25 protein-coding genes and 1 pseudogene are annotated in these 25,422 nt (G+C 65.8%); 20 read left to right on the top strand and 6 right to left on the bottom strand.

From position 1 onward, the window contains the following. Positions 1–38: 38 nt before the first annotated feature. The 5 genes from AC1DS6_RS14080 to AC1DS6_RS14060 are packed head-to-tail and all read left to right on the top strand — an operon-like array spanning position 39 to position 5,902. Positions 39–914 carry a fumarate hydratase gene (locus tag AC1DS6_RS14080; RefSeq protein WP_441627067.1) on the top strand — a complete coding sequence of 292 codons (876 nt, stop codon included), beginning with the start codon at positions 39–41 and terminating at the stop codon, positions 912–914. Between the two features lie 2 nt (positions 915–916). After that, complete coding sequence (locus tag AC1DS6_RS14075; protein ID WP_428180691.1) at positions 917–1,531, top strand: fumarate hydratase C-terminal domain-containing protein; 615 nt, start codon at positions 917–919, stop codon at positions 1,529–1,531. Further along, positions 1,528–3,255, top strand: coding sequence for an L-aspartate oxidase (locus AC1DS6_RS14070; protein ID WP_441627065.1), 1,728 nt, complete (start codon positions 1,528–1,530; stop codon positions 3,253–3,255). Before AC1DS6_RS14075 ends, AC1DS6_RS14070 begins: the two co-directional genes overlap by 4 nt. 26 nt (positions 3,256–3,281) lie before the next feature. Next, positions 3,282–4,268, top strand: a complete 987-nt coding sequence (locus AC1DS6_RS14065; RefSeq protein ID WP_441627063.1) for a Bug family tripartite tricarboxylate transporter substrate binding protein — start codon at positions 3,282–3,284, stop codon at positions 4,266–4,268. A gap of 8 nt (positions 4,269–4,276) precedes the next feature. Next, positions 4,277–5,902 carry a thiamine pyrophosphate-binding protein gene (locus AC1DS6_RS14060; protein WP_441627061.1) on the top strand — a complete coding sequence of 542 codons (1,626 nt, stop codon included), beginning with the start codon at positions 4,277–4,279 and terminating at the stop codon, positions 5,900–5,902. Between the two features lie 21 nt (positions 5,903–5,923). Here AC1DS6_RS14060 and AC1DS6_RS14055 read toward each other — a convergent pair whose 3' ends face one another. After that, the gene (locus AC1DS6_RS14055) at positions 5,924–6,736 is read right to left on the bottom strand and encodes a sulfite exporter TauE/SafE family protein (RefSeq protein ID WP_477102599.1); all 813 of its coding nucleotides are present in this window, start codon (positions 6,734–6,736) and stop codon (positions 5,924–5,926) included. 203 nt (positions 6,737–6,939) lie between these two features. Between AC1DS6_RS14055 and AC1DS6_RS14050 the strand changes: the two genes are divergently transcribed. From AC1DS6_RS14050 to AC1DS6_RS14020, 7 genes and pseudogenes are all read left to right on the top strand, one after another. Beyond that, positions 6,940–7,269 carry an ArsR/SmtB family transcription factor gene (locus tag AC1DS6_RS14050; protein WP_441627057.1) on the top strand — a complete coding sequence of 110 codons (330 nt, stop codon included), beginning with the start codon at positions 6,940–6,942 and terminating at the stop codon, positions 7,267–7,269. A gap of 2 nt (positions 7,270–7,271) precedes the next feature. Next, a complete protein-coding gene (locus AC1DS6_RS14045) occupies positions 7,272–7,760 on the top strand; it encodes an ArsI/CadI family heavy metal resistance metalloenzyme (RefSeq protein WP_441627055.1) in 489 nt (162 codons plus the stop codon). A gap of 69 nt (positions 7,761–7,829) precedes the next feature. Next, the gene (locus AC1DS6_RS14040; RefSeq protein ID WP_441627053.1) at positions 7,830–8,342 is read left to right on the top strand and encodes an arsenate reductase ArsC; all 513 of its coding nucleotides are present in this window, start codon (positions 7,830–7,832) and stop codon (positions 8,340–8,342) included. After that, positions 8,339–9,403 (top strand): ACR3 family arsenite efflux transporter, encoded by a 1,065-nt coding sequence (gene arsB / locus AC1DS6_RS14035; protein ID WP_477102598.1) that lies wholly within the window; start codon positions 8,339–8,341, stop codon positions 9,401–9,403. The genes AC1DS6_RS14040 and arsB overlap by 4 nt, the downstream gene beginning before the upstream one ends. A gap of 9 nt (positions 9,404–9,412) precedes the next feature. Beyond that, the gene (gene arsC, locus AC1DS6_RS14030; protein WP_441627049.1) at positions 9,413–9,835 is read left to right on the top strand and encodes an arsenate reductase (glutaredoxin); all 423 of its coding nucleotides are present in this window, start codon (positions 9,413–9,415) and stop codon (positions 9,833–9,835) included. Continuing rightward, positions 9,832–10,596 carry an arsenical resistance protein ArsH gene (arsH, locus tag AC1DS6_RS14025; RefSeq protein WP_441627047.1) on the top strand — a complete coding sequence of 255 codons (765 nt, stop codon included), beginning with the start codon at positions 9,832–9,834 and terminating at the stop codon, positions 10,594–10,596. The genes arsC and arsH overlap by 4 nt, the downstream gene beginning before the upstream one ends. 18 nt (positions 10,597–10,614) lie before the next feature. Next, positions 10,615–10,740 (top strand): annotated as a pseudogene (locus AC1DS6_RS14020) (MFS transporter); the annotation flags it as partial. A gap of 75 nt (positions 10,741–10,815) precedes the next feature. On the opposite strand, the gene AC1DS6_RS14015 reads toward AC1DS6_RS14020, so the two are convergent. Further along, the gene (locus AC1DS6_RS14015) at positions 10,816–11,367 is read right to left on the bottom strand and encodes a single-stranded DNA-binding protein (RefSeq protein WP_441627045.1); all 552 of its coding nucleotides are present in this window, start codon (positions 11,365–11,367) and stop codon (positions 10,816–10,818) included. Between the two features lie 192 nt (positions 11,368–11,559). Further along, positions 11,560–12,816, bottom strand: a complete 1,257-nt coding sequence (locus tag AC1DS6_RS14010; protein ID WP_441627043.1) for an MFS transporter — start codon at positions 12,814–12,816, stop codon at positions 11,560–11,562. A 466-nt stretch (positions 12,817–13,282) separates the two neighbouring features. On the opposite strand from AC1DS6_RS14010, the gene uvrA reads away from it, so the two are divergent. From uvrA to AC1DS6_RS13995, 3 genes are all read left to right on the top strand, one after another. Further along, positions 13,283–16,147, top strand: a complete 2,865-nt coding sequence (uvrA, locus tag AC1DS6_RS14005) for an excinuclease ABC subunit UvrA (protein WP_441627041.1) — start codon at positions 13,283–13,285, stop codon at positions 16,145–16,147. Positions 16,148–16,156: 9 nt separating this feature from the next. Further along, entirely contained in the window at positions 16,157–16,513 is a 357-nt protein-coding gene (locus tag AC1DS6_RS14000; protein WP_441627039.1) for a hypothetical protein, read from the top strand. Positions 16,514–16,619: 106 nt separating this feature from the next. Beyond that, on the top strand, positions 16,620–17,105 hold the full coding sequence (locus AC1DS6_RS13995; protein ID WP_035868363.1) for an adenosine-specific kinase: 486 nt from the start codon (positions 16,620–16,622) through the stop codon (positions 17,103–17,105). Positions 17,106–17,126: 21 nt separating this feature from the next. Here the strand turns inward: AC1DS6_RS13995 and AC1DS6_RS13990 are convergent, their stop codons facing one another. Both AC1DS6_RS13990 and AC1DS6_RS13985 read right to left on the bottom strand, forming a co-directional pair. Then, positions 17,127–18,812: a Na/Pi cotransporter family protein gene (locus AC1DS6_RS13990; protein ID WP_441627037.1), complete on the bottom strand. Its 1,686-nt coding sequence runs from the start codon at positions 18,810–18,812 to the stop codon at positions 17,127–17,129. Positions 18,813–19,032: 220 nt separating this feature from the next. Further along, positions 19,033–19,605 (bottom strand): adenine phosphoribosyltransferase, encoded by a 573-nt coding sequence (locus tag AC1DS6_RS13985; RefSeq protein ID WP_441627035.1) that lies wholly within the window; start codon positions 19,603–19,605, stop codon positions 19,033–19,035. A 166-nt stretch (positions 19,606–19,771) separates the two neighbouring features. Between AC1DS6_RS13985 and AC1DS6_RS13980 the strand changes: the two genes are divergently transcribed. Together AC1DS6_RS13980 and AC1DS6_RS13975 are read left to right on the top strand one after the other, a co-directional pair. Further along, positions 19,772–20,350, top strand: a complete 579-nt coding sequence (locus tag AC1DS6_RS13980) for a DJ-1/PfpI family protein (protein ID WP_428180117.1) — start codon at positions 19,772–19,774, stop codon at positions 20,348–20,350. 61 nt (positions 20,351–20,411) lie between these two features. Further along, on the top strand, positions 20,412–20,795 hold the full coding sequence (locus tag AC1DS6_RS13975; protein ID WP_035868349.1) for a ribbon-helix-helix domain-containing protein: 384 nt from the start codon (positions 20,412–20,414) through the stop codon (positions 20,793–20,795). Positions 20,796–20,822: 27 nt separating this feature from the next. Here the strand turns inward: AC1DS6_RS13975 and AC1DS6_RS13970 are convergent, their stop codons facing one another. Next, positions 20,823–22,802 carry a monovalent cation:proton antiporter family protein gene (locus AC1DS6_RS13970; protein ID WP_428180116.1) on the bottom strand — a complete coding sequence of 660 codons (1,980 nt, stop codon included), beginning with the start codon at positions 22,800–22,802 and terminating at the stop codon, positions 20,823–20,825. A 150-nt stretch (positions 22,803–22,952) separates the two neighbouring features. On the opposite strand from AC1DS6_RS13970, the gene AC1DS6_RS13965 reads away from it, so the two are divergent. From AC1DS6_RS13965 to lptA, 3 genes are all read left to right on the top strand, one after another. Then, complete coding sequence (locus AC1DS6_RS13965; RefSeq protein ID WP_035868380.1) at positions 22,953–23,936, top strand: KpsF/GutQ family sugar-phosphate isomerase; 984 nt, start codon at positions 22,953–22,955, stop codon at positions 23,934–23,936. A 15-nt stretch (positions 23,937–23,951) separates the two neighbouring features. Beyond that, entirely contained in the window at positions 23,952–24,575 is a 624-nt protein-coding gene (lptC, locus tag AC1DS6_RS13960; protein ID WP_441627032.1) for an LPS export ABC transporter periplasmic protein LptC, read from the top strand. 189 nt (positions 24,576–24,764) lie between these two features. Continuing rightward, positions 24,765–25,409: a lipopolysaccharide transport periplasmic protein LptA gene (gene lptA / locus AC1DS6_RS13955; protein ID WP_035868341.1), complete on the top strand. Its 645-nt coding sequence runs from the start codon at positions 24,765–24,767 to the stop codon at positions 25,407–25,409. The last annotated feature ends 13 nt before the right edge of the window (positions 25,410–25,422 follow it).

Below are 25,422 nucleotides of genomic sequence, written 5' to 3'. Positions count from 1 at the left end.
CGGCCCATCCAGGCCGGGGCCGAGCATCGAGGACAAGCATGAAGATAGATCTCACCCTCCTGGAAGACGCGGCCAGGGAACTGTATATCCGCGCGCTGAAGATACTGCCGCCCGACGTCAAGGACGGCATCGCGCAGCTGCAGGAACACGAAACCTCCGCCACGGCGCGCAGCGTGCTGGCCACCATGAGCAAGAACATCCGCATCGCGGAGGACACCGACAACCTGCTGTGCCAGGACACCGGCGTGCCGATCTACAACATGACGATCGGCACCGGCGTCGCCGTCGACGGACATGCCTTCAAGCAGGCCATCCGGCGCGGCTGCGAGCGCGCCACGCGCGAGCACCCGCTGCGTTCTTCCGTGGTGCATCCGCTGACCCGCAAGAACAACCACACTTCCTGCGGCATCGAGGTGCCGGTGATCCATATCGACTTCGACGACACGCCGGGGCGCATGACGCTGGAGATGGTGCCCAAGGGCAGCGGCTCGGAGAACAACTCCTTCCTCAAGATGGCGATTCCCGCCGAGGGCATGGATGCCATCAAGACCTTCGTCATCGACAGCGTGATCGCCGCGGGCGGCAAGACCTGCCCGCCGACCATCGTCGGCGTGGGCCTCGGCGGGACCTCGGACCTGTGCGTGGCGCTGGCCAAGCGGGCAGCCACGCGCGCGCTCGGCACGCAATGCGCCGATCCCGACGGCGCGGCGCTGGAAGCGGAACTGTCGCGGGCCGTGAACCAGCTCGGTGTCGGCCCGCAAGGCCTGGGCGGCGACGCGACCGCCTTCGCAGTGCATATCGAGCTTGCCTCGACGCATATCACGATGAACCCCATTGCCGTCAACATGCAGTGCCATTCCGCGCGGCGCGCATGCGCCACCTTCACCGCTGACGGCATCAGCTACGGATTCTGACCATGGCGCACTACGAACTCTCCACGCCCGTGACGGAGGCACAGATCCGTCAGCTGCGCGTCAACGACACCGTGACCTTGCAGCAAACCCTGTTCGGCATCCGCGACGCCACGCAGATCCATATGTTCGACCGCGGCCGCGCAACGCGTTTCGATCTCGGCGGCCATGCGGTCATCCATACCGCGCCCAATGTGCGCAAAGTGCCGGCCAGCGCGGAGCATCCCGCCGGCTACCAGCCGATCTGCATCGGCACCACCACCTCCGACCGCATGGAGCGCTTCACCCGCCCGCTGATGACGCAGAACGGCGTACGCATGATCGTCGGCAAGGGCGGCATGCGCGAAGGCTCGCAGGCGGCGTTCCAGGAACTGGGCGGCGTCTACCTGGCGATCATCGGCGGCACGGCGGCGCTGGAAACCACCTGGATCGAACAGATCGAGGACGTGGATCTCGACGACCTCAACCCCGAATCACTGTGGCGCTTCCGCATCCGCGATTTCGGCCCGCTGCTGGTGGCCATGGACAGCCACGGCAACAGTCTCTACACCGCCGTCAAACAAAACACCGCAGACCAGCGCGCTGCCGTGCTGGCCAGCCTGGGAGTGGCAAAACCATGAAGACCATCAAGCGACTGCAGACCGACGTGCTGATCCTCGGCTCCGGCGGCGCCGGGCTGTTCGCCGCGCTGCACGCGCACCAGCAAGCGCCGGAGTTGTCGATCACCGTGGCCGTGAAAGGCCTGCTGGGCAAATGCGGCTGCACCCGCATGGTCCAGGGCGGCTACAACGTGGCGCTGGCGCAGGGCGATTCGGTCGAGCGCCATTTCATGGACACCGTGGAAGGCAGCAAGTGGCTGTCAGACCAGGACCTGGCGTGGACGCTGGTCACCAAGGCGGTCGAACGCATCCACGAACTAGAGAACGAGCTGGGCTGCTTCTTCGACCGCAACCCCGATGGCACGGTCCACCAGAAGGCCTTCGCCGGGCAGACCTTCGACCGCACCGTGCACAAGGGCGACCTGACCGGCATCGAGATCATCAACCGGCTGGCCGAGCAGGTCTGGAGCCGCGGCATCAACCGGCTGGAAGAACACCGTGCCGTCGAGCTGATCAAGACGCCGGACGGCAAGTCGTTGTCCGGCGTGCTGATGATCGATATGCGCAACGGCGAATTCGTGTTCGTGCAGGCCAAGGCCGTGTTGCTGGCCACGGGCGGCGGGCCGACCATGTACAAGTTCCACACGCCCTCGGGAGACAAGAGCTGCGACGGCCTGGCGATGGCGCTGCGCGCCGGCCTGCCCCTGCGCGACATGGAGATGGTGCAGTTCCACCCCACCGGGCTGCTGGCGGGCAAGGACACGCGCATGACGGGCACCGTGCTGGAAGAAGGCCTGCGCGGCGCCGGCGGCTACCTGCTCAACGGCGACAAAGAGCGCTTCATGCACAACTACGATCCGCGCGGCGAACGCGCCACGCGCGACATCGTGTCGCGCGGGATCTATGCGGAGATGCGCGCGGGACGGACTTCGCCCAATGGCGGCGCGTATATCCAGATGAGCCATCTCGGTCCCGACAAGGTGCGCAAGCAGTTCAAGGGCATGGTCGAGCGCTGCGGGGACTGCGGCTTCGACCTTGCCGGCGATCTCGTCGAGGTGGTGCCAACCGCGCACTACATGATGGGCGGCGTGCAGTTCCGCCCCGACTGCAGCACCGAGCTGCACGGCCTGTTTGCCGCCGGCGAAGACACGGGCGGCGTGCATGGCGCGAACCGCCTGGGTGGCAACGGCGTCGCCAACTCGACCGTGTTCGGCGGCATCGCCGGCGACACCATGGCCGCCTGGACGCGGCGCAACAACACGCTGCGCGCGCCCGACGAAGCCGCGATCGCAGCCGCCATCGCCGCCATGGAAGCGCCATTCGGCAAGCCCGCCGGCAGCCTGGAACCGATCCGCGAGGCGCTGTTCGACTGCATGTGGGACCACGTCGGCATCATGCGCACGCGCGACGGCTTGCTGCGGGCTCGTCAACGCCTAGCGGAACTGGAACAGGCGCTGAAGGCAACCGGCGTCGCCGGCGGCCATCGCGCGTTCAACGTCACGTGGCACGACTGGATGAACCTCGGCAGCCTGATCGGCGTAAGCCAGGTCATCGTGGAAGCCGCTCTGTCCCGCGAGGATTCGCGCGGCGCGCATTTTCGCGAGGATTTCCCTGCGACCGGGGACCTGCCCGGGTCCAGCTTCACCGTGGTGCGCCAGCGCGACGGCATGCTGCAGCTGACCCGCTCTCCCGTGCAATTTACCCGCGTCGCTCCGGGGCAGACGATCCTGGAGGAGGCGGCCTGATGTAGTGCCTAGGTGGAGGAGACTCAATGAACAAGAAGAAGACACTGCGCGCGGCGGCGCTCGCCGCCATGCTGCTCTGCGTTGGCGGTCTTGCATCGGCCGAAAGCGCCCCTGCGCGGCCGATTACCGTTGTGGTGCCTTACAGCGCGGGCGGAGATGCGGACCTCTCGGCGCGCAACCTCTCCGCCGGGGTAAGGAACGTGACCGGCGAAACCCTGGTGGTCGTCAACAAGGCCGGCGCCGGCGGCGCCATCGGCTCGCAGTTCGTGCGCGACGCGAAGCCGAACGGACAGACGCTGCTGCTCGGCCGCGTCGGTGCGCAGGCGATCCTGCCGGCGCTGCAGCCCGACCTGGGCTACAAGTGGAATGACTTCACGCTGCTCGGGCTGCTGGAACTGAACCCGGTGGTCTGCGTGGTCAGGACGGCAGCCGCCTACAAGACGCTGGACGACCTGATCGCCGTCATCCGCAGCCAGCCCGGCAAGCTGAACTACAGCACCTCCGGCCCTGGCACGGTGCTGAACCTGACAACCCAGGCCTTGCTGCAATCGGCGCGGCTCGACAAACAGGCGGTGGTGCAGGTTGCCTACAAGGGCGGCGGCGAGGCTACCGCGGCGGTACTCTCCGGCGAAGTCGATTTCACCTGCAACAACCTGACCGCATTGATCGGAAATATCAAGGGCGGAAAACTGCGCGCGCTGGTGACCACCTCGCCGCAGCGCCTGCCGGAGCTGCCCGACGTACCGACCGCGAGCGAGACCGGCCATCCCCGGCTGGAAGCGCTCAATGGTTGGAGCGCGCTGTACGGCCCGCCGGGCATGGACCCCGCCCTGGTCGAAAAATGGGCTGCGGTGCTACCGAAAGTCGCGAGCGATCCGCAATGGAAAACCGGGGTCCTCACCATTGCCTCGATCCCCATGATCCTGTCGCCGTCCGAGACGCACAGGTTTGTCGAAGCCCAGGTGGCAATGTACGAACAATTGGGCAAGTCCCTCAACATTCAGCTCAAATAGGAATTCCCATGGCGAAGTCCCATCGCGGCGCCGATGCGCTGGCCAGCACGCTGGCCAAGGCCGGTGCCAGGCGCATATTCACCCTGTCGGGCAATCACATCATGCCGGTGTTCGACGCCTGCCTCGACGCGGAAATCGCGTTGATCCACGCGCGCCATGAAGCCGCCACCGTGCACATGGCCGATGCGTGGTCGCGCATCACGGGCGAAGTCGGCGTGGCAATGGTCACCGGCGGACCCGGCCACGCCAACGCGGTATCCGCGCTCTATACCGCGCAGATGTCGGAGTCGCCGCTGGTCCTGCTGTCTGGCCATGCGCCGAACAGCCAGCGCGGTTTTGGCGCCTTTCAGGAAATGCAGCAAGTCGAGATGGCCGCACCCGTCACCAAGGCGTCGTGGGCCTGCGCCAGCCCGGACACCGTTGCTGCCGATATCGCGCTGGCCATGCGCATCGCGGCATCCGGACGGCCCGGCCCGGTGCACCTCAGCCTGCCCACCGATGCGTTGGAAAATGCCGTGACGCATGCCGGCGTGCCGGCCTCGATCGCCACGCCGCAGGAAGCGCCCGCGCTCGATGCGCAGACGACCTCCGACGTACTGGCTTCACTGGCGGCGGCAAAGCGCCCGTTGATCCTCGCCGGTCCCGCGTGGCTCACGGCTCGCGGGCGCAGCCGCATGGCGGAACTGGAAGCGCGCACCGGCATTCCCGTCGTCGGCATGGAAAGCCCCCGTGGCAACAACGATCCGAGCCTCGGCGCCTTCGCGCAGATGCTGGCGCAGGCCGACTGCATATTGCTGCTGGGCAAGCGCCTCGACTTCACGCTGAAGTTCGGCCAGTCTCCCGCCTTCGCGGCCGGCTGCAACTTCCTGCAGATCGATGCGGACGATGCCGAGTTGGAGCGAAGCCGCCGTGCGGCCGGTGCCCGCTTGCTGCTCGCACGGCGCGCGGATATCGGCAGCGCCTTCGCGCAACTGATCGCCTGCGCGGCCGGGCGGGAGCAGCATCATGCATGGCTGGAGGACGTGAAGGCTGCAATCCGCCATCGTCCCGAATCATGGAAGACCGCGTCGTCGACGCACGCGCTGCACCCGGTCCAGGTGTGCAGTCCCCTGCAGCCGATCCTGGACAGCCATCCGGAGGCGGTGCTGGTCTCCGACGGCGGCGAATTCGGGCAATGGGCGCAAGCCTGCCTGCAAGCGCCGCACCGCGTCATCAACGGTCCGGCGGGCGCCATCGGCAGCGCCCTGCCGATGGCGCTGGCGGCGCGGCTGGCCAAGCCGGACGCGCCGGTCATCGCCATGATGGGAGACGGCACCACGGGCTTTCATATCGCCGAGTTCGACACGGCGGTACGCTACGGGCTGCCCTTCGTCGCCGTGGTTGGCAATGACGCGCGCTGGAATGCGGAGTACCAAATCCAGCTCAACAGCTACGGCAAGGACAGGCTGGTGGGATGCGAACTGCTTCCCTCGCGATACGATCAGGTCTGCGCGGCGTTTGGCGGATATGGTGAATTCGTGCAAACGCCGGAGCAGCTGTTGCCAGCGGTGCAGCGCGCCATCGCGTCGGGCCTGCCGGCCTGCGTCAATGTGCAGATGGAAGGCGTGCCCGCGCCGGTGGTGGCACGCAAGTGAGAGACGCAGCGCGCCGGTGCCCTATCCCAGCGCGCTGCGATAAACCAGGCCGAGCCCCGCAGCGATCAGGATCGTCCATACCACGCGGATCACTTTCGCCGGCGCGATGCGCCGGTGCAGCCAGCCGCCCGCGAAGTAGCCGGCAATGGCGCACGGCATCAGCAGCGCCGCCAGCGTGAAGATGGCGGCATTGGCGTACAGCCCCGCTAGCGCAAACAGTATCAACCGCCCGAACGCCGTCAGCACGATCAGCGTGCTGGTGGTGGCCCGCAACTGCGCGGCGTCTCGCAAGCGCCCTGCCAGGTAGATCGTGTAGAGCGGGCCGCCAGTGCCGAACATCGCGGTCAGCATGCCGCCCACTACGCCGAACGGCACCGACAGCCGCGTATCCAGCTCGCTGAAGCCGCGTTTGAACAGCAGGTTCCACGCGGAATACAGCAACACGAACAAGCCGAGCAACAGCAGCAGCGGACGCTCCGGCGCGAACATCAGCAGCGCCAGGCCTGCAACCATGCCAATCACGACGCTCGGCAGCAGCCGCCGCAACTCACCCACATGCACATGGCTGCGGCTGCGCACGCCCAGCAGGGTTCCCGCGACAAGATCGAAGAACAGGATCATCGGCACCGCGGTGCGCAGCGGGACGATCTGCGTGAGCAGCGGCATCGCCATGATGGAAGAGCCGAACCCCGTCAGCCCGAAGATCGTATAGGCCCACAGCACGATGGGCGCCAGGCAGGCGAGTTCGAGGGGCGTGAGTTGCGTCTGCGAAAGGACGGATTCGATCAGCAAAATGTGAGGGGGGGCTTGAGCGATGCTGGGCGGTCCCATCATAGTAGGCAACGTCGCTTCTAGTCAACTAACTCATATATATGATTTATGGAATCAGACGGCAGTCATGAGATGCCTGTGGCCGCAAGGTTGCACTTGGGTTTTCCCTCGGCCGATGCGTCCGAATCACCTAGGCAATGTCTACGATCTTTCCGTGTCACTAACTGGCGATTGCACCAATTCCATGATTCGACTATAGTCGAATCATGGAAACCAATAACGCGCTCGAAGCGCTCGCCGCACTTGCTCACGCCATCCGTCTGGCCGTGTTCCGCCTGCTCGTGCAGGCGGGGCCTGAAGGCCTGCCGGCGGGCCGCATTGCTGAATTGATGGAGATGCCAGCCTCGTCGCTGTCGTTCCACCTCAAGGAATTGCACCGGGCCGGCCTGCTGGCAAGCCGTCAGGAAGGCCGGTCGATCATCTACATGGCTCAGTTCGAGACCATGAATGCCTTGCTTGGCTACCTCACCGAGAACTGCTGCGGCGGCACGCCGTGTTCGCCGGTACCTTCCTGTTCCGTTGCCACGGAGTCCTGACCATGAAGCGCTTTCACGTCCACGTCAGCGTGGCCGATCTGCCCGCAAGCATCCGCTACTACACCGCGCTGTTCGACGCGGAACCGACCATCGTCAGGGACGACTATGCGAAGTGGGCGCTGGAAGACCCTCGCGTGAACTTCGCCATCTCCAATCGCACCGGGATGCTCGGCATTGACCACCTGGGTATCCAGGTGGAGACGGACGCGGAACTCGCGGAGATGCAGACGCGGCTGGCCAATGCCGACCTGCCAATGCAATCGCAGGCCGCGACGAACTGCTGCTACGCGACCTCGGACAAGCATTGGTCTGTCGACCCGCAAGGCATTGCGTGGGAGTCCTTCCACACGCTCGGTAGTGCGCCGACGTATGGCGAATCGCGCAATCGCAGCGCTGAAGCCGCCGCCTGTTGCGCGCCGACCCAATTGAACACCGCTCCGAAGCAACCTGCAAAGACCGCCCGCTGCGCGCCGGAATCCGGCTGCTGCTGAGCTTTCGCTAACAACGCCTCCGCTACCGATCCTCGGACGAGGAGGCCCCTGCTCGCCCCGACGACCACTATGTCCGACAAGATCTTCAATGTCCTGGTGCTATGCACCGGCAACTCCGCCCGCAGCGTCATGGCCGAAGCACTGTTCAATGTGCTCGGCAAAGGCCGCTTCCACGCCTACAGCGCAGGCAGCCATCCGTCGGGCACGGTGAATCCCTTTGCCATCGAGCGTTGCCTGTCGATCGGCTACGACATTTCGGGCCTGCGCAGCAAGAGCTGGGACGAGTTTGCCGTACCCGGTGCGCCCAAGATGGACTTCGTCATTACCGTCTGCGACCAGGCCGCCGGCGAGGTCTGCCCGGTCTGGCCTGGCACGCCCATCACGGCGCATTGGGGCTTCCTGGATCCCGCAGCCATTCAGGGCTCCGACGAAGAGAAGCGCAAGGTGTTCGACCAGGTGTTCCGCCAGATCCTGAATCGCGTGCGCCAGTTCGTGAACCTGCCATTGCACGTGCTGGACCGCAACGCCATCCAGAGGGGCATGCGCGCCATCGGCGAACAACTCGTGGAGTCAGGGGAATGAGCACGGCACAACGGACGGCCGGGGCAAGGCAACCCAGTGCCATCGGCTTCTTTGAGCGCTACCTGACCGTCTGGGTTGCGCTCTGTATCGTCGCCGGCATCCTGCTCGGCCAATGGTTGCCAGCGGTGTTCCATGCGATCGGCGCCATGCAAGTGGCGCAGGTGAACCTGCCGGTGGGCGCGCTGATCTGGATCATGATCGTTCCCATGCTGATCAAGATCGACTTCGGCGCGATGGGCCAGGTCGCGGGCCACTGGCGCGGTATCGGCGTGACGCTCTTCGTGAACTGGCTCGTGAAGCCATTCTCGATGGCATTGCTGGGGTGGATCTTCGTTCGCCACCTTTTCGCGGCATGGCTGCCGGCCGACCAGCTCGACAGCTACATAGCCGGCCTGATTCTGCTGGCCGCGGCGCCTTGTACCGCGATGGTTTTCGTCTGGTCGCAGCTCTGCAAGGGCGATCCGTATTTCACGCTGTCGCAGGTGGCGCTCAACGACGCGATCATGGTCGTGGCCTTCGCGCCTGTCGTCGGCCTGCTGCTGGGCCTTTCTTCGATCACCGTCCCGTGGGATACGCTCATCGCCTCGGTCGGGCTCTACATCGTCATTCCGGTGCTGATCGCGCAGGTCATCCGCAAGGCGCTGCTGGCCCGCGGCGAAGCCACATACAAGCGCGTTGTCAACGCATTGGGCCCCTATTCGATCACAGCACTGCTCGCCACGCTCGTGCTGCTCTTCGGCTTCCAGGGCAATGCAATCGTCGAACAGCCCTTGATCATTCTCTTGCTGGCCGTGCCAATCCTGATCCAGGTACTGCTGAACTCCGGCCTGGCCTACCTGCTGAACCGCAAGCTCGGCGTAGCCCACTGCGTGGCTGGCCCATCGGCACTGATCGGCGCAAGCAACTTCTTCGAACTGGCCGTGGCTACCGCCATCGGCATCTTCGGCTTTCAATCCGGCGCGGCGCTCGCCACCGTCGTGGGCGTGCTGATCGAAGTGCCGGTGATGCTCTTCGTTGTGGGCGTGGTCAACCGCTCGCAGCGCTGGTACGAATCGCATTGAGGAACCAACATGTCCGTCACCATCTATCACAACCCTGCGTGCGGCACGTCGCGCAACACTCTGGCCATGATCCGCAATGCTGGCATCGAGCCGATCGTCATCGAATACCTGAACACGCCACCGGACCGGCAGACGTTGCAGGCGATGATCCGCGATGCTGGCCTTACCGTGCGCGAAGCTATCCGCGAGAAGGGCACGCCCTACGCCGAACTGGGTCTCTCCGATCCGGCGCTGACCGATGACCAGTTGCTCGATGCCATGCTGACCCATCCTATCCTGATTAACCGGCCCTTCGTCGTCACGAAGCTTGGCGTGCGGCTGTGCCGGCCGTCGGAAGTCGTGATCGACATCTTGTCCTCGCCTCAGCAAGGCGCGTTCTCCAAGGAGGACGGTGAGGTCGTGATCGATGCACAAGGACGGAAGGTCCAATGAGCACGAACTTGCCCAACATCGTGTCCGCTGTACTCGGCACGCCTGACCTGCACAAGCTGGAGCCCGCACGCATCAGCACCCATCCGCCCCGGATCCTGCTGCTATACGGTTCGCTGCGCGAGACGTCGTACAGCCGCCTGCTCGTGCAGGAAGCCGAACGGATTCTGCAGCATTTTGGCGCGGAGACCCGCGTGTTCAACCCACATGGCCTGCCCATGGCCGACAGCGTGCCGGCGGACCATCCGAAGGTGGTCGAACTGCGCAAGCTCTCGGAGTGGTCGGAGGGTCAGGTGTGGTGCAGTCCCGAACGCCACGGCACGCTGACTGCCGTCTTCAAGAACCAGATTGACTGGCTGCCGCTGGAGATGGGCGGGATTCGGCCCACACAGGGGCGTACGCTGGCGGTGATGCAGGTCTGCGGCGGCTCGCAGTCGTTCAACGCCGTCAACGCGCTACGCGTGCTGGGGCGCTGGATGCGAATGGTGACGATCCCGAACCAGTCATCTGTCGCCAAGGCGTACCAGGAATTCGACGCCAACGGCCGCATGAAACCCTCCTCCTACTACGACCGCCTGGTCGATGTCATGGAGGAACTCTACAAGTTCACGCTGCTGGTTCGCGATCGCAGCGACTACCTGACGGACCGGTACAGCGAGCGCAAGGAAGCAGCGCCGGCTATTGCCGCCACGCTCGCGGCGGCAGCAATGAGTCATGAGAAGGACGCTCAGGTCAGCGATACCGATAGCGGCGAAGTCGAGTAATCAACGAACGGGATGGCCATGGAGCCAACAAGTAGTGTGGTCGCCAGGCTGGGCATTGCCCAGACACTGGCATGGGGTTCAACCTACCATCTGCCAGCCATGCTGGCCACGCCCATGGCCCGGGATCTCGGCGTATCACCGCCCCAGAAGATACGGATCCAAAAGAAAAAACCCCGCTTGTAGGCGGGGTTGATCTTTACAGGTTCTGATTACGCAAGGTTAAAACGGAATATCGTCGTCCATATCCTCAAACCCGTTCGACGGCGCCTGCTGCTGACGGCGCGCAGCGCCACCCTGCTGGCCACCGGCCGCCTGGCCACCACCGCTGCGTGCACCACCACCGTAGCCGCCACCGCCACCGCCCGACGATTCACGGCCACCGCCGTAACCGCCGCCGCCCATGTCGTCACCACCGCGGTCACCGCCGCCCATGCCCTGGCGCGAGCCCAGCATCTGCATCTGCTCGGCGACGATCTCGGTGCTGTACTTTTCCGCGCCGGATTGGTCGGTCCACTTGCGGGTGCGGATGCGGCCTTCGATATAGACCTGCGAGCCCTTGCGCAGGTATTGGCCAGCGATTTCGGCCAGCTTGCCGAAGAAGGCGATGCGGTGCCACTCGGTGGCTTCCTTCATTTCGCCACTGGTCTTGTCCTTGTAGCGGTCGGTGGTCGCCAGGCGGATGTTGCTCACTGCGTCGCCGCTGGGCAGGTAGCGGGTTTCGGGGTCCGCGCCCAGGTTGCCGACGAGGATGACTTTGTTGATCGATGCCATGTGAATGTTCTCCCAGGGCCACGCCCTCTGCTGCAAGCGGCGTGGCAATGCCTTGACTGATGCGTAAACGAATAACGCGCCCCCGGCCAAGAAGTCGGACGCGCGGTCATGCTAGTGCCTATTTGCGGCAAAAAGCTTTACGAAGTGATGCGGCCGGCCCTTTCAGGCCGGCCGCCACGCTGGCCGCCCACTTCAGGCGGCGACGGCCGGGGAACTGCTCTTCCGGGCCGGCGGCGACTTCATGTTCCAGGCGATTATAAGCCAGAGCAGCAGTACCACGGCACAGCCGAGGAAGACCGCGCCGCGACCTTCGTGCTTGAGCAGCCAGCCACCGACCACACCGCCCAGGAACAGGCCCATCGCCTGCGTGGTGTTGTAAACGCCAAGCGCCGCCCCGCGCGCGGCGGCGGCATAGCGCGACACCAGCGAGGGCTGCATCGCCTCCAGCACGTTGAATGCCACGAAGAACAGCAGCAGCACACCTACGATTCCCCACAAACCGTGCACGGCGGCGAACATCAACTGCACCGCGGTCATCAATCCAACCGCGCCGAGCAGCACCGGGCGCACCTTGCCGTAGCGCTCGGCGGCCATCATTGGCCCGAGCATCAGCACGAACGAGACCAGCACCACCGGCAGGTAGACCTTCCAGTGCTGATCCAGCGGCATGCCGGCGTCGCTGAGCATGGCCGGCACGACCATGAACATGGCCACCTGGGACGCGTGCAAGGCCAGCACGCCGACATTCAGGCGGATCAGGTCCGCATTGAGCAGCACGGCGCGGAACGGCAGCCGCACGGGATGCGGCGGCGGCGGCGTGGGCACCAGGAACAGCGTCACCAGGATCGCGATCACGCCCAGCACCGACATCAGCGTGAAGATGCCCGGCATGCCGATGCTGTGCAGCAGCGGCGAGGCAATCACCAGCGACAGCGCGAAGGTCAGGCCGATGCTGCCTCCCACCATTGCCATGGCCTTGGTGCGGTGCTGCTCGCGGGTGAGATCTGCGATGCAGGCGGTAATGGCGGCGGAGATCGCGCCCATGCCCTGCAGCGCACGGCCGAGGATGATGCCGGTGAGCGTGTCCGAACCGGCCGCCACCAGGCCACCGGCGATGAACAGCAGCAGGCCCGCCACCATCACCGGCTTGCGGCCGACGCGGTCGGACAGCCAGCCCAGCGGAATGTGCAGGAAAGCTTGCATCAGGCCGTAGATGCCCATGGCCAGGCCCACACGCTGGGCGTCGTGTCCGTCGGGCAGGCCGCTGGCGTATTCGGTGAAGACGGGCAGGATCAGGAACAGGCCCAGCATGCGCAGCGCGAAGATGCTGGCCAGCGAAATGCTGGCCCGCAGTTCCATACGGGTCATGCGGTCGCGCCCGGCGGCGGGCTGAACCTTGGAATCGTCGGCCTTGGCCGCATCTTGGGAGGAGCTATGGATCGACGACATTGCGATCGTGGGGAGTTTCTCTGACGGATTGCCGGCTCGTGCACCGCGCACGTACCGCATCACCCCGATGCTGACGGGGCGGCGACAACTTCGATCCATGGCCGGAGCGGAAGTTGCGGCCCCGGAAATTGCGGCCCCTTCTGTCACCGTTGCGCCGGGCGCCCGGCAGGACGGAAGCATCCTTGCCTGACAACCCTCAGCAGCATGCCGGATGTGGGCATTGCAGGACACGTCTGATGGCCCATGCAACCCCCGGAAACCGAAGTTCGGTATATTAACAGGTTTGCTCCGCTGCGCTTTAGGGTCCGGATCGGACGCCGCAAGCCCCGGCGCAGGCTGGCAAAGCCCGGCCTGGGGCTGGCCTGAAGCCGGCTGCAGCCCTGCTGGCATGCTTTTTTCTTGAAATTCCGTGAGACCCGGCCTGTCGACCTGACCGGCGGCCCCGCCTGGCGAAGACAATCGGTATATGGAAGAAATTAGAATCCGTGGTGCCCGTACCCACAACCTGAAGAACATCAATCTCGATCTGCCGCGCAACAAGCTGATCGTGATTACCGGGCTGTCCGGATCGGGCAAGTCCTCCCTCGCTTTCGACACCCTGTACGCGGAGGGCCAGCGCCGCTATGTGGAGTCGCTGTCGGCCTACGCGCGCCAGTTCCTGCAACTGATGGAAAAGCCGGACGTCGACCTGATCGAAGGGCTTTCGCCGGCGATCGCCATCGAACAGAAGGCCACCAGCCACAACCCGCGCTCAACCGTGGGAACGGTCACCGAGATCCACGACTACCTGCGCCTGCTGTACGCCCGCGCCGGTACGCCTTACTGCCCCGATCACAATCTGCCCTTGCAGGCGCAAAGCGTGTCGCAGATGGTGGACGCCGCGCTGGCGCTGCCGGAAGACACCAAACTGATGATCCTTGCGCCGGTGGTGGCCAACCGCAAGGGCGAGCATTCCGACCTGTTCGACACCATGCAGGCGCAGGGCTTCGTGCGCTTTCGCGTGCGTTCGGGCGGCGGCACCACGCATGAGGCGCCGGCCGTGGTCTACGAGGTGGACGCGCTGCCCAAGCTGAAGAAGACCGAGAAACACTCCATCGAGGTGGTGGTGGACCGCGTCAAGGTGCGCCCCGACATCAAGCAGCGGCTGGCGGAATCGTTCGAGACCGCCCTGCGCCTGGCCGACGGCCGCGCCGTCGCGCTGGAGATCGATACCAGCCAGGAGCACGTGTTCAGCTCCAAGTTCGCCTGCCCGATCTGCTCGTACTCGCTCCAGGAACTCGAGCCGCGCCTGTTCTCGTTCAACAATCCGATGGGCGCCTGCCCGACCTGCGACGGCCTGGGCCAGATCACCTTTTTCGACCCCAAGCGGGTGGTGGCCTTCCCCAACCTGTCGCTGGCCTCGGGCGCCATCAAGGGCTGGGACCGCCGCAACCAGTTCTACTTCCAGATGCTGCAGAGCCTGGCGGCCTACTACGAGTTCGAACTCGATACGGCCTTCGAGGACCTGCCGGCCGAGGTGCAGGAAGTCGTGCTGCATGGCTCCGGCGAAGTGGAGATCCCGTTCACCTATATGAACGAGCGCGGCCGCACCACGGTGCGCGAGCATGCCTTCGAGGGCATCATCCCCAACCTGGAGCGGCGTTACCGCGAGACCGACTCGATCGCGGTGCGCGAGGAACTGGCCAAGTACCAGAACAACCAGGCCTGCCCCGCCTGCCATGGCACCCGCCTGCGCACCGAGGCGCGCCATGTCAAGCTGGGCGAAAACGACCAGGCGCGCGCCATCTACGAGATCAATGGCTGGCCGCTGCGCGACGCGCTCACGTATTTCCTTACGCTGGACATGCACGGCGCCAAGCGCGAGATTGCCGACAAGATCGTCAAGGAAATCAGCGCGCGCCTGAACTTCCTCAATAACGTGGGACTGGATTACCTGTCGCTGGAACGCAGCGCCGACACGCTGTCGGGCGGCGAGGCGCAGCGCATCCGGCTGGCTTCGCAGATCGGCTCGGGACTGACCGGCGTGATGTATGTGCTGGACGAACCATCGATCGGCCTGCACCAGCGCGACAACGACCGGCTGATCGGCACCCTCAAGCACCTGCGCGATATCGGCAACTCCGTGCTGGTGGTCGAGCACGATGAAGACATGATCCGCGCCTGCGACTACGTGGTCGACATCGGCCCGGGCGCGGGCGTGCATGGCGGCATGATCGTCGCCGAAGGCACGCCTCTGCAGATCGAGCAATCGGCCAACTCGCTCACCGGCCAGTACATGTCCGGCGCGCGCCGCATCGAGGTGCCCAAGGAGCGCGCCGCGCCCGATGAGGAAAAGCTGCTGCGCATCATCAATGCCACCGGCAACAACCTGCGCAATGTCAGCGCCGATATCCCGGTGGGCCTGCTCACCTGCGTGACCGGCGTCTCCGGCTCGGGCAAGTCGACGCTGATCAACGACACGCTCTACCACGCGGTGGCGCGCCACCTGTACGGCTCCACCGCCGAGCCCGCGGCGCACGACCGCATCGATGGGCTGGAGCACTTCGACAAGGTCATCAACGTCGACCAGAGCCCGATCGGCCGTACCCCGCGCTCAAACCCCGCCACCTACACCGGCCTGTTCACGCCGATCCGCGAGCTGTTCGCCGGCGTGCCGTCGGCCAAGGAGCGCGGCTACGATCCGGGCCGCTTCTCGTTCAACGTCAAGGGCGGCCGCTGCGAAGCCTGCCAGGGCGATGGCGTGATCAAGGTCGAGATGCACTTCCTCCCCGACGTGTACGTGCCTTGCGACGTCTGCCACGGCAAGCGCTACAACCGCGAAACGCTGGAGGTGCTCTACAAGGGCAAGAACATCCACGAAGTGCTCGACATGACGGTGGAGCAGGCGCACGAGTTCTTCCTGGCGGTGCCGGTGGTCCGGCGCAAGCTGAAAACGCTGCTCGATGTCGGCCTCGGCTACATCCGCCTGGGCCAGTCCGCGACCACGTTGTCGGGCGGCGAGGCGCAGCGCGTCAAGCTGTCGCTGGAACTGTCGAAGCGCGACACCGGCCGCACGCTCTACATCCTGGACGAGCCCACCACGGGCCTGCACTTCCACGATATCGAGCTGTTGCTCAAGGTCATCCACAAGCTGCGCGACCAGGGCAATACGGTGGTCATCATCGAGCACAACCTCGACGTGATCAAGACCGCCGACTGGCTGCTCGACATGGGCCCCGAAGGCGGCGCCGGCGGCGGCCAGGTGATCGCCAAGGGCACGCCGGAAGCCGTGGCCGCGAGCAAGGCCAGCTTTACCGGCAAGTACCTGGCGCCGCTGCTCGAGCGCCGCTGAGTGGGTGCCGTGCGCCTGGGTTCCCGCCTGATCCTTTGCGCCTGGCAATGCGCGCTGCTGCTCGGCGGCGCCATTGCCGCCAGCCCGGCCGCGGCGCAGGCGACCGTCACACCGATCGACCTGGCCGCGCCGCAGGCGCGCGCGCTCGAAGAGCCAGCCGCGCCAGCGGCATCCGCCCCTTCCACGCAAGCCGCCCGGCCAGCGGAGCCCGCCAGCGCGGCCCAAGCCGCAAGCAATACCGGCGGCGGGATGTTTGCCACCGTGTCCTTGACGACAGGCGGCGCGCTCCTGCTCGCGGCTATCGCAATCATGCTCCGGCACATGCGAAGCCGGCGCCGCAACGGCACGTCCCCGCCGGGCAAGTAGTCCCGCGCGGCACCTTGCATTCGACCCTGCCCGGCCTACCATAGACTGCGAAGGGCCATTCGAAGCCGATCTGACGACTGACGCAGGCCAACGCAGGAGCACGGCCATGGAGTTCATCGTAGTGCCGGTCACCAAGCCCGAGGCGACCAATTTCATCTTTGGACAGTCGCATTTCATCAAGACCGTGGACGATATCCACGAGGCGCTCGTCGGCGCGGTGCCGGGCATCCGGTTCGGCCTGGCGTTCTGCGAGGCCTCGGGCAAGCGCCTGGTGCGCTGGTCCGGCACCGACGATGCCATGATCGACCTGGCCTGCGAGAACGCGATGGCGATCGGCGCCGGCCACAGCTTCCTGCTGTTTCTTGGCGATGGCTTTTATCCCGTCAATGTGCTGACCGCGGTGCGCGCGGTGCCGGAAGTATGCAGGATCTACTGCGCCACGGCCAACCCGACCGAAGTGGTGGTGGCGCAGACCGCGCAGGGGCGCGCGGTGCTTGGCGTGGTCGATGGCGCTTCGCCGCTCGGGCTGGAAACCGAGCTCGACATTGCGTGGCGGCGGGACCTGCTTCGGGAGATCGGCTACAAACTGTAGCCGATCCTCCATGCGGGCCCTTCAGTGCGCCTGCGCGGACGGCATTGCGCGCGTCGGCGGTTCGCTGTCGTCTTCCTTCATGCGGCTGCGGTTAAGCACGCCTGCCTCTTCCAGCACCGGATAGGCAGTGGCGCAGAAGAGCGAATTCAGGCGCTTCAGGTCGCTGATCACATCAAGGTGAAGCGAGCTGGTCTCGATGCTCTCGGCGGTCTGCACGGCGATGCGCTGCAGATGGCTGCGGGCGAACTTGCGCTCCAGATCGCGGAAGGTGGCCTTCTCGGCCATCAGTTGCTGCGCGCTTTTCAGGTCACCGGAGAGGAACACCGACAGCCCCAGGCGCAGGTTGGCCACGACGCGCGCGTGCATCTGCGAGATCTCCTGCATGCCCGCTTCCGAGAACGCCAGGTTATGGGCGATCTTCTTGTCGCGCGCGTCCTGCAGGATACGTTCGATGATGTCCCCGGCGTGTTCGAGGTTGATGGTGAGCGAGATGATTTCAGTCCAGCGCCGGCCATCGCGCTCGTCCAGCGCTTCGAGGCTGATCTGGGTCAGGTAGAGCTTGATCGCGGTATAGAGATCGTCCACCTCGTCGTCGATGCGGCAGGTGGCGGTGGCCAGCTTGGCATCGTTGGTGCGCAGCACGCGCAGCATATTGTCCAGCATCTGCTCGATGCGGTCGCCGATGCGCAGCACTTCGCGCGCGGCATTGGACAGCGCCAGCGCGGGCGTGGGCAGCGCGGCCGGATCAAGGTGGCGCGGAGTGACCTGGCTGTCGCCGGTGTTGCGGCCCGGCAGCACCTTTTCGCACAGGCGTGCCAGCGGACCGGTGGCGCCCAGCAGCAGCACCGCCAGCGCCACGTTGAACAGCAGGTGGAAATTGACCACCAGCCGCTGCGGATCGGCATCGACCAGCGCCAGCAGGTGCTCGGCCTGCCCCAGCAAAGGCAGCGCGATCACGCAGCCGAGCAGCCGCGACAGCAGGTTCCCCAGGGTGACGCGCTTGCCGGGCTGGTTATTGCCGGAGGTGGTCAGCAGCGCGGAGATGCCGGAGCCCAGGTTGGCGCCCAGCACCAGCGCCATCGCCACATGCAGCGACACCACCCCGGCCGAGGCCAGCGCCCCGCAGAACAGCACTACTGCCAGGCTGGAATAGCACAGGATGGTGAGGAAGGCGCCGATCAGCATATCCAGCGTGGGATCGCCGGTGAGCGTACCGAACAGCACCTTGACTCCGGCGGCCTGCACCACGGGCCGGGTGGCGATGGAAATCAGCTCGAGTGCCAGCGTGATCAGCCCGAGGCCGATCAGTACGCGGCCCACGTGGCCGGGCTTGTTGCCCTTCCAGGACAAATGCAGGATCACGCCGACGAAAATCAGCAGCGGCGACAGCCACGAGAGGTCCAGCGAAAACACCTGCACCATGAGCGCGGTGCCGACGTTGGCGCCCAGCATGATGGCCAGCGCCGGGGCCACGGCGATCAGGCCCTGGCCCACGAAGGAACTGACGATGACCGCGGTTGCGTTGCTGCTCTGGACCAGCCCGGTCACGCCGAGGCCGGCGGCAAACGCCGTGAAGCGGTTGGAAATGCTGGAGGAGAGCACGTGGCGCAAGTTGGCGCCATACACGCGCAGGATGCCGACCTTGACAATGTTGGTGCCCCACACCAGCAGCGCCACGCCGGAAAGCAAATGAAGTAGTACGCCCATGGTCCGCCCTAATGTGACCGGTGCCTCCATCGCTTGCGGACGCAAATGCAGATAAGCAAATGCAGATCGCACGATTCCGCCCGGCCATCGTATCGTTGTCAATGGGGCATTATGCTCCCGCGTGCATGTGCGGGCAACGCCATGGACGTATGGCTTGGAAGGGCCGCAACACCGCGCCCCGCCTGGGATGGGCGGAGCGCTGATGATCCCTGGGCAGGCGTCAGTGTCCGTCGAAGCGGCAAACCGTGAACAGCGGCAGGCCGCTGTCGAGCAGGTGGCGCGAGCCTCCCAGCTCGGGCAGGTCGACGATGGCGGCGCCCTCCACCACCGTGGCGCCCAGGCGTTCCAGCAGCTTGCGGCCGGCCATCATGGTGCCGCCGGTGGCGATCAGGTCGTCCACCAGCAGCACGCGGTCACCGGGCTTGCAGGCATCGGCGTGGATTTCGACCGTGGCGCTGCCATATTCGAGCTCGTACTCCTCCGCCACGGTCTGGAAGGGGAGCTTGCCCTTCTTGCGGATGGGCACGAAGCCAAGGTTGAGTTCGTAGGCCAGGATGGCGCCGAGGATAAAGCCGCGTGCGTCGATGCCTGCCACCATGTCAAGCCGGGCGTCCATATAGCGGTGCACGAAGACATCGATCAGTACGCGCAGCGACTTGGGGTCCTGCAGCAGCGGCGTGATGTCGCGGAACATGACACCGGGCTGCGGCCAGTCCGGCACGGTACGGATGCGTTCGCGCAGGTAGTGGGTGACGTCGCCAAGGGCGGACGACTGGATGGTGGTATTGGGCATGGGGACTCGGTCGGACAGCCAGCCGCGGCGGCAGGCTGCATGCGGTAATGGGTTACTACCCGGGCTGCCGCAAACGGCAACACAATGGGCCCAAGGCTCAGGCGGGCCGCACGGGCATTCCGGTGCGGCACCCGGCCTGACAGCCGTAACCATACAGGAGACCGTGATGGCAAAAAAGATCTTGATGCTGGTCGGCGACTATGCCGAAGACTATGAAACCATGGTGCCGTTCCAGGCCTTGCAGATGGTGGGCCACACGGTCCACGCGGTGTGTCCGGACAAGGCCGCCGGCGCCAGCTGCCCCACCGCCATCCACGATTTCGAGGGCGACCAGACCTACAGCGAGAAGCGCGGGCACAACTTCACGCTGAACGCGAGCTTTGCAGATATCGATCCGGCAGCCTACGACGGGCTGGTCATCCCAGGCGGCCGTGCCCCCGAATACCTGCGCCTGAACGAACGGGTGCTGGAGATCGTGCGTCACTTCGCCAGCGCCAACAAGCCGATCGCCGCGGTGTGCCACGGCGCCCAACTGCTGGCCGCGGCCGGCGTGCTGGAAGGCCGGACCTGCTCGGCCTATCCGGCCTGCGCGCCCGAAGTACGCCTGGCCGGCGGCAAGTACGCCGACATCCCGGTCGACCAGGCACACACCGATGGCAACCTCGTGACCGCCCCGGCATGGCCAGCGCATCCGGCCTGGCTGGCGCAGTTCCTTGCGGTCCTGGGCACCCGGATCGTACATTAGAGACTTCCGAACGCGGCCCGCGAGCATACCCTCGCGGGCCGCCACGCACGGGAGTTGTTCTATGTGTGAAATCTTCATCCGGGCCAACCCGCAGTCGTACGAGGGCCAGTCGCGCTCCCTGCGGCTGCACGGGGTGGCCACCAGCATCCGGCTGGAAAGCCTGTTCTGGGAAGTGCTCGAAACGCTGGCGCGGCGCGACGGCATGAGCGTGGGCCAGCTCATCACCCGGCTGCACGACGAACTGACGGCGTACCGGGGCGAGGCGGCGAACTTCACGTCATTCCTGCGCGTGTGCTGCCTGCGCTACCTGCTGCTACAAGGCGAAGGCCGCATCCCCGCCGATCAGAGCGTGCCGGTCGGCTCGCTCGATGCACGGGCCGTGCTGGAAGGCCTGCCGCCATCCTGGGCGGAACCGGCGCGCCCCGCCAGCCGCGCGGCGGCATAAGGCCGCATTCCCTGCGCGGCGTCAGAGTCAACCGGCAAGCATGCGCTGCTCGGCTGCCTCCAGCGCCTCGGGCTGCCCGCGCAGCACCACGATATCGCCCGGCTCCAGCACGGTTTCCGGCTGCGGATCGAACGCGCGGATGCCGCGCCGGCGCACCGCCGTCACCTCCACCCCGATGCGGTCCAGCCCTAGCGCGCCCAGCCGCCGCCCCACCGCCGTGGCCTCGGGGCCGAGCGAGACCGACTGCAGCCGCACCGACTCGCGCTCGACCATATCCTCCTCGTCGTCGCGTCCGTGGAAGTAGCCGCGCAGCAGGCTGTAGCGCGCATCACGCGCCTGTTGCACGCCGCGCACCACCCGCCGCATCGGCACACCCAGCAGCACCAGGGCGTGCGAGGCCAGCATCAGGCTGCCCTCGATGCTTTCCGGTACCACCTCGGTGGCGCCCGCCTTCTGCAGGATGTCGAGCTCCGAGTCGTCCATGGTACGCACGATGACGGGAAGCGCCGGTTCCAGCTCCTGCACGTGGTGCAGCACCTTGAGGGCGGAGGGCGTGTTGTTATAAGTGATGATCAAGGCAGCCGCCCGGTGCAGGCCCGCCGCGATCAGCGCCTCGCGCCGGCCCGCGTCGCCGTACACCACCGTGTCGCCCGCGGCGGCGGCCTCCCGCACCCGATCCGGGTCAAGGTCGAGCGCCACGTAGGTGATGCCCTCCCGCTCCAGCATATGCGCCAGGTTCTGGCCGCTGCGGCCGAAGCCGCAGATGATGGCGTGTTTTTCGGTCTGCAGGCTCTGCGCCGCGATGCGCGTCATATTGAGCGACTGCATCAGCCATTCGTTGGCGGCAAAGCGCAGCACGATGGCGTCGCTGTACTGGATCAGGAACGGCGCCGCCAGCATCGACAGCAGCATCGAGGCCAGGATGACCTGGATCAGCACCGGATCGACCAGGTTCAGGCCATCGATCTGGTTAAGCAGCACGAAACCGAACTCGCCAGCCTGCGCCAGCCCCAGGCCGGTGCGGATCGCTACCCCCTGGCGCGAGCCGAACAGGCGCGCCAGGCCGGCGATCAGCAGCAGCTTGAAGATGATCGGCACGATCAGCAACACCAGCACCAGCCACAGGTGATCGAGCACCACGTGAATATTGAGCAACATGCCGATGGTGACGAAGAACAGCCCCAGCAGCACATCGCGGAAGGGCTTGATGTCCTCCTCCACCTGATGGCGGTACGGCGTCTCGGAGATCAGCATGCCGGCGATGAAGGCCCCCAGCGCCATCGACAGGCCCAGCCGCTCGGTCAGCGCCGCCATGCCCAGCGTGACCAGCAGCAGGTTGAGCATGAACAGCTCCTGCGAGCGGCGCGCCGCCACCACATGGAACCAGCGGCTCATGACCCGCTTGCCGACAAAAAAGATCAGGCTCAGCGCCACCACGATCTTGACCGTGGCCAGGCCGAGCGCCATCGCCATGTCGCCGGGATCGCGCGACAGCGCCGGAATCACGATCAGCAGCGGCACCACCGCCAAGTCCTGGAACAGCAGGATGCTGATGATATTGCGCCCGTGCTCGCTTTCCAGCTCCAGCCGCTCCGACAGCATCTTGGAGACGATCGCGGTGGACGACATGGCCAGCGCGCCGCCCAGCGCCACCGAAGCCTGCCAGGACAGCGGAAACAGCCAGTTGAAGGCCCAGCTCGCCGGTATCACCACCAGCAGCGACAGCACCACCTGCGAGCCGCCCAGGCCGAATACCTGCCGTTTCATGGCTTTGAGCTTGCCCAGGCTGAACTCCAGCCCGATCGAGAACATCAAAAAGACCACGCCGAACTCGGCCAGGTATTTGGTCTGCGCGGTATCGCTGGCCAGCCCGAGCGCGTGCGGCCCGATCAGGATGCCGACCACCAGGTACCCCAGCATCGGCGGTAATTGCAGCATGCGAAAGGCGACCACGCCGAACACGGCGGCGGCCAGCAGCACAAGGGTCAGGTCCAGCGGAGAGTGCATCGGAAGGATCAGGGTACGCCACCACCGGGCCAGGACAACCCGGCTCGGGCGGCCCTGCCGGCGGATTGCGGCAAGCACGGCAGCCGCCCCGGCCGCCCGATCCCAGGAACAGCCCAAGCGCCATCGCATTCGTTGGTATACTTCGTCGCCATGATAGCTAATTTCAATGCGGATCGAGCACTTCGGCTCGCTCGCGAGACCCTCCAGATCGAAGCCGATGCCGTCGCCGCCCTCGCGGGCCGCCTGGACGGCGAATTTGCGCAGGCCGTGCAACTCACTCTGAATTGCAGCGGACGCGTCGTCGTGTCGGGCATCGGCAAGTCGGGACACATCGGCCGCAAGGTCGCGGCCACGCTGGCATCGACCGGCACGCCGGCCTTTTTCGTGCACCCGGCCGAGGCCAGCCATGGCGACCTGGGCATGGTCACGCGCGACGATGTGCTGATTGCCTTTTCCAATTCCGGAGAGACCGCCGAACTGCTGTCGATCGTGCCGATCGTCAAGCGCATCGGCGCCAAGCTGATCTCCGTGACCGGCAACCCCGCCTCCACGCTGGCCAAGCTGGCCGACGCCCACCTCAACGCCGGTGTGGAGAAAGAGGCTTGCCCGCTTAACCTGGCCCCCACCGCCAGCACCACCGCCGCGCTGGCGATGGGCGATGCGCTAGCGGTGGCGGTGCTGGACGCGCGCGGCTTCGGCGAGGAAGACTTTGCCCGCTCGCATCCGGGCGGCGCGCTCGGGCGCAAGCTGCTGACCCATGTGCGCGACGTCATGCGCAGCGGCAACGCAGTGCCCAAGGTACGCGAAAGCACGCCGCTGGCGCAGGCCCTGATGGAAATCACCCGCAAGGGCATGGCCATGACCGCGGTGGTGGATCCGGACGACCACCTGATCGGCGTCTTCACCGACGGCGACCTGCGCCGCCTGCTGGAAACGCCGCGCGACTGGAAGACCGTGCCCATCAGCGAGGTGATGCACCGCTCGCCGCATACGGTGGGGCCGGACCAGCTGGCGGTGGAAGCCGTGCAGGTCATGGAGGCGAACCGCATCAACCAGATGCTGGTGGTCGATGCCGACCAGCGCCTGGTCGGTGCCCTGCACATCCACGACCTGACCCGCGCCAAGGTCATCTGAGAGCACCCACAAACTATGCGGGATATCCTGTCCTCCCTGAGCCGGCTAGGAATGCGCGCCTTGCCGCTGCTGTTGATGGCGCTAGTGGCGGGCAGCACTTTCTGGCTGGTGCAGGTCAATTCCCCGAAAGAAGCCGCCACCGGGCCGGTGGGCAAGAAGCATGAGCCCGATTACTACATGGTCCGCTTCTCCGCCACCGAACTGGCCGAGGACGGCAACACCAAGATGCGGTTCACCGGCGACAAGATGATCCACTTCGAGGACGACCAGACCTACGAAGTGACGCGTCCGGCCATGCGCGCCTACGAAATCGACCGCCCGCCTGTCACGGGCCACTCCGATCGCGGCACGATGAACGCGGCAGGCTCGGTGATCGACCTGTTCGGCAATGCCTTTATCGTGCGTGCCCAAGGGCCGGACCCGGCCAAGGATCCGCAGATGACAGCCGCCTCGGAGTATTTCCAGGTGCTGATCAACGATGACATCGTGAAGACCGACAAAGCCGTCAAGCTGACCCGCGGCCCGTCGGTGATGACGGCAAACGGGCTGATCTTCAACAATGTCACCCGCGAAGTACAATTGCTGGGTAACGTACGCGGCACCATTATTACGGGGCCGCCGGCGAGTCCCGCGAAGTAGCCCAGATAACAAAGACCCGAGAGGCTGTTGCCAGATGAAGCGAAGCAGTGCTGGCCAGGCGAGCGGGCGCAAACGGTACCCAGGCGGGTGCCGCCCGCGCAGCCCCGCCCGCCTTGCCCGGAAACAGCCGCCAGGAAACGAAGCCGCCCGCGGGCCACAGCCGTCCGCGCCAACCGCCATCACGCCAACATGAATTCACTCCTGACGACATCGTCCTGTCGCCGCCGCAGCACGGCCGCTTTGCTGACGCTGGCAGCCGTCCTCGGCCTCACGCTGGCCGCGCCCGCCAGCGCGGAGAAAGCCGACCGCGAGAAACCGCTGGTACTGGAAGCCGACAACGCCAGCTATGACGACGTCAAGCAGGTTTATGTGCTGACTGGCAACGTGGTGCTGACCAAGGGCACCATGGTGTTGAAATCCGACGCGGCCGAAGTGCGCACCGATCCCGAGGGCTACCAGTACGCCGTGGCTACGTCCAAGGGCGGCAAGCAGGCTTATATCCGCCAGAAGCGCGACAACGTCGACGAATACATCGACGGCTGGGGCGACCGCATCGAGTATGACGGCAAGCAGGAGCTGTCCAAGCTGATCGGCCGCGCACGCATGGCGCGGCTGGCCGGCGCCAAGCTGGTCGACGAGATCCGCGGCGCAGTGATCACCTACGACAGCCGCAACGAGTTCTACACCGCCAGCGGCGGTACGGAGAACGCGACGGCGGGCAGCCCGTCCGGTCGCGTGCGCGCCGTGTTGTCGCCGCGCCAGGAGCAACCCGCCAGCGGCGCCGCCGGCGCCCCGCTGCCGCTCAAGCCTGCGCCCGCCCCCGTCAATCCCTGACGCCGCCGCGTCG

The sequence above is a fragment of the Cupriavidus sp. 05L310 genome (assembly GCF_056398185.1).
Note: the sequence above shows the minus strand (reverse complement) of the source record. Positions and strands in the feature narration are given on the sequence as shown.

Coding starts and splice junctions, on each gene's coding strand:
- AC1DS6_RS14080 (WP_441627067.1), top strand. CDS start 39: ATGAAGATAGATCTCACCCTCCTGGAAGACGCGGCCAGGGAACTGTAT.
- AC1DS6_RS14075 (WP_428180691.1), top strand. CDS start 917: ATGGCGCACTACGAACTCTCCACGCCCGTGACGGAGGCACAGATCCGT.
- AC1DS6_RS14070 (WP_441627065.1), top strand. CDS start 1,528: ATGAAGACCATCAAGCGACTGCAGACCGACGTGCTGATCCTCGGCTCC.
- AC1DS6_RS14065 (WP_441627063.1), top strand. CDS start 3,282: ATGAACAAGAAGAAGACACTGCGCGCGGCGGCGCTCGCCGCCATGCTG.
- AC1DS6_RS14060 (WP_441627061.1), top strand. CDS start 4,277: ATGGCGAAGTCCCATCGCGGCGCCGATGCGCTGGCCAGCACGCTGGCC.
- AC1DS6_RS14055 (WP_477102599.1), bottom strand. CDS start 6,736: ATGATGGGACCGCCCAGCATCGCTCAAGCCCCCCCTCACATTTTGCTG.
- AC1DS6_RS14050 (WP_441627057.1), top strand. CDS start 6,940: ATGGAAACCAATAACGCGCTCGAAGCGCTCGCCGCACTTGCTCACGCC.
- AC1DS6_RS14045 (WP_441627055.1), top strand. CDS start 7,272: ATGAAGCGCTTTCACGTCCACGTCAGCGTGGCCGATCTGCCCGCAAGC.
- AC1DS6_RS14040 (WP_441627053.1), top strand. CDS start 7,830: ATGTCCGACAAGATCTTCAATGTCCTGGTGCTATGCACCGGCAACTCC.
- arsB (WP_477102598.1), top strand. CDS start 8,339: ATGAGCACGGCACAACGGACGGCCGGGGCAAGGCAACCCAGTGCCATC.
- arsC (WP_441627049.1), top strand. CDS start 9,413: ATGTCCGTCACCATCTATCACAACCCTGCGTGCGGCACGTCGCGCAAC.
- arsH (WP_441627047.1), top strand. CDS start 9,832: ATGAGCACGAACTTGCCCAACATCGTGTCCGCTGTACTCGGCACGCCT.
- AC1DS6_RS14015 (WP_441627045.1), bottom strand. CDS start 11,367: ATGGCATCGATCAACAAAGTCATCCTCGTCGGCAACCTGGGCGCGGAC.
- AC1DS6_RS14010 (WP_441627043.1), bottom strand. CDS start 12,816: ATGTCGTCGATCCATAGCTCCTCCCAAGATGCGGCCAAGGCCGACGAT.
- uvrA (WP_441627041.1), top strand. CDS start 13,283: ATGGAAGAAATTAGAATCCGTGGTGCCCGTACCCACAACCTGAAGAAC.
- AC1DS6_RS13995 (WP_035868363.1), top strand. CDS start 16,620: ATGGAGTTCATCGTAGTGCCGGTCACCAAGCCCGAGGCGACCAATTTC.
- AC1DS6_RS13990 (WP_441627037.1), bottom strand. CDS start 18,812: ATGGGCGTACTACTTCATTTGCTTTCCGGCGTGGCGCTGCTGGTGTGG.
- AC1DS6_RS13985 (WP_441627035.1), bottom strand. CDS start 19,605: ATGCCCAATACCACCATCCAGTCGTCCGCCCTTGGCGACGTCACCCAC.
- AC1DS6_RS13980 (WP_428180117.1), top strand. CDS start 19,772: ATGGCAAAAAAGATCTTGATGCTGGTCGGCGACTATGCCGAAGACTAT.
- AC1DS6_RS13975 (WP_035868349.1), top strand. CDS start 20,412: ATGTGTGAAATCTTCATCCGGGCCAACCCGCAGTCGTACGAGGGCCAG.
- AC1DS6_RS13970 (WP_428180116.1), bottom strand. CDS start 22,802: ATGCACTCTCCGCTGGACCTGACCCTTGTGCTGCTGGCCGCCGCCGTG.
- AC1DS6_RS13965 (WP_035868380.1), top strand. CDS start 22,953: ATGATAGCTAATTTCAATGCGGATCGAGCACTTCGGCTCGCTCGCGAG.
- lptC (WP_441627032.1), top strand. CDS start 23,952: ATGCGGGATATCCTGTCCTCCCTGAGCCGGCTAGGAATGCGCGCCTTG.
- lptA (WP_035868341.1), top strand. CDS start 24,765: ATGAATTCACTCCTGACGACATCGTCCTGTCGCCGCCGCAGCACGGCC.